The 2,487-nt window shown below is 64.4% G+C and carries 3 protein-coding genes; all 3 read left to right on the top strand.

Going from position 1 to position 2,487, the window contains the following annotated elements:
• The first annotated feature begins 84 nt into the window (after positions 1 to 84).
• The 3 genes from tnpA (at position 85) to tnpC (ending at position 2,474) form a co-directional block, all read left to right on the top strand.
• Positions 85 to 519 carry an IS66-like element accessory protein TnpA gene (tnpA, locus tag NKH21_RS32615; protein WP_352870008.1) on the top strand — a complete coding sequence of 145 codons (435 nt, stop codon included), beginning with the start codon at positions 85 to 87 and terminating at the stop codon, positions 517 to 519.
• Positions 516 to 872, top strand: coding sequence for an IS66 family insertion sequence element accessory protein TnpB (gene tnpB, locus NKH21_RS32610; protein WP_023709031.1), 357 nt, complete (start codon positions 516 to 518; stop codon positions 870 to 872). Before tnpA ends, tnpB begins: the two co-directional genes overlap by 4 nt.
• 69 nt (positions 873 to 941) lie before the next feature.
• Entirely contained in the window at positions 942 to 2,474 is a 1,533-nt protein-coding gene (tnpC, locus tag NKH21_RS32605; protein ID WP_352870005.1) for an IS66 family transposase, read from the top strand.
• Positions 2,475 to 2,487 lie beyond the last annotated feature (13 nt).

Genomic DNA, 2,487 nt, shown 5'->3' with positions numbered 1-2,487 from the left:
GTAAGCGCTGTTGTGGGACCACCTTTCGGGAGTGGTCGCGATCTGTGAGGTTGCCGATTCTGTATTGGGATCGGAGATCGGCTTGTGTCTGGACTTGACCTTACGTTTGACCCGGAGCGGCAGCTTCGGCGTTTCGAGGTGATCAACGGTGCTGGCGGCCGGCGTCACTGGTCGATGGATGACAAGGCGCGGATCGTCGCGGAGACGCTGGAGCCGAACGCAATCATTTCCGAAGTTGCCCGGCGTTATGGTCTCAGGCCGCAGCAGGTGTTCGCCTGGCGCCGCGAAGCGCGCAAACAGGCCACTTCGGTGCAGCAAGATTCTCCTGCCTTTGTGCCGGCGGTTGTGGCGGCGGCGGAACCTGTAGCGAGCCGTTCACCGAAGCAGCGGAAACGGCAAGCCACTCGAGATGCCGGCCTGATCGAGCTTGAGATCGACGGCATCGCGATGCGCGTCGGCCGGGGCGCCGATGCCAAGACGGTGGCCGCAGTGATCCGCGCGCTGAAGGCGACGTCGTGATCGGGCCGACGGGTGCGGTCAAGGTCATGGTGGCGACGAAGCCCGTCGACTTCCGCAAGGGCGCGGAGGGATTGGCGGCGCTGGTGCGAGAGACAATGGGGGCCGATCCGTTCAGCGGAGCTGTCTACGTCTTTCGGGCGAAGCGGACTGACCGGATCAAGCTGATCTTCTGGGATGGCACCGGCGTCTGTCTTTATGCCAAGCGTTTGGAGGATGGGGAGTTTCGCTGGCCGAAAGTGCATGACGGCATGATGCGGCTGACGGCCGCGCAACTGTCGGCGCTACTCGAAGGGCTGGACTGGCGGCGAGTCCACGAGGCGCGCCGGACCCGCGTTCCAGCCCAGGCGGGCTGACCCGCGACGAAGTGAATCAGCCTGGATTCCGCTGTCGCGGGCTGTCGGCGAATATGGTCTGATCCGCTCATGGCGATGACGGCTGACCAGCTTCCCGACGATCCGGACGCGCTGAAGGCGATGGTCCTGGCGCGCGACGTCGAGAATGCCCGTCTGGTCCAGATCATCAAGGAATTGCAGCGTCACCGCTTCGGCCGGCGTGCCGAGACGCTGCCCGAGGATCAATTGCTGCTGGGGCTCGAAGAGGCCGAGCAGATCGAGGCCGCCGACGAGGAAGAGAACGAACAAGCATCTCCCGCAGAGCGCCTGGAGCGCGCCAGGAAGCGCCGGACGAACCGCGGCGCGTTGCCATCCCATCTGCCGCGGGTGGAAATGATCGTCGACATCGAGGACCATGCCTGCCCATGCTGCCGCAATGGCTTGCATCGGATCGGCGAGGACGTGAGCGAGCGGCTCGATATCGTTCCGGCGCAGCTGCGTGTGATCGTCGTGCGCCGGCCCAAATATGCCTGCCGCGCCTGCGAGGACGTTGTCGTGCAAGCTCCGGCGCCCGCAAGGCTGATCGAGGGTGGTCTTCCGACCGAGGCAACGGTCGCCCAGGTGCTGGTCTCAAAATATGCCGATCACCTTCCGCTCTATCGTCAGGCGCAGATCTACGCCCGGCAGGGTGTCAATCTCGATCGCTCTACGCTCGCCGACTGGGTCGGCCGCGCCGCCTGGCACCTGCGTCCAGTGCATGAGCGGCTGCTTGGCAAGCTGAAGTCCTCGCCAAAACTCTTCGCCGACGAGACGACCGCGCCGGTGCTCGATCCCGGCCGCGGCAAGACGAAGACAGGTCAACTCTGGGCCTATGCCCGCGATGATCGACCATGGGAGGGGAGCGACCCGCCGGGCGTCGCCTATGTCTATGCGCCGGACCGAAAGGCCGAGCGTCCGATCGCTCATCTCGCAGGCTTCACCGGAATCTTGCAGGTCGACGGCTATGGCGGCTATCGCGTGCTGGCCGACAAAAGCGGCGTCACGCTCGCCTTCTGCTGGGCGCATGTCCGTCGGCGCTTTTATGAACTGGCAGCAGCCGGTCCCGCGCCGATCGCCAGCGAGGCGCTGAGACGGATCGCCGAACTCTACAAGATCGAGGATGACATCCGTGGCCGATCGGCCAACGAGCGCCGCGCGATGCGTCAGGACAAAAGCCGCGCCATCGTCGCCGATCTCGAACCCTGGCTGCGTGAGAAGCTCGGCCTGATCAGTCAGAAGACCAAGCTCGCAGAAGCAATCCGCTACACGCTCTCACGCTGGGAAGGCCTCTCGCGCTTCCTTGACGACGGCCGCATCGAGATCGACAGCAACACCGTCGAACGCTCGATCCGTCCGATCGCGCTCAACCGCAAGAACGCGCTCTTCGCAGGCTCTGACGGCGGCGCCGAACACTGGGCCGTCATCGCCTCGCTGATCGAAACCTGCAAGCTCAATGGTGTCGAACCGCTCGGCTATCTCGCCGATGTCCTCACCAGGATCGTCAACGGCCACCCCAACAGCCAGATCGACGATCTCCTGCCTTGGGTCTACATCAACAAGCTCGAGCTCAAGGCCGTGGCCTGAGAACACCGCTTAC

Source organism: Mesorhizobium sp. M1329 (genome assembly GCF_040318035.1).
Lineage (GTDB): Bacteria > Pseudomonadota > Alphaproteobacteria > Rhizobiales > Rhizobiaceae > Mesorhizobium.
Note: the sequence above shows the minus strand (reverse complement) of the source record. Positions and strands in the feature narration are given on the sequence as shown.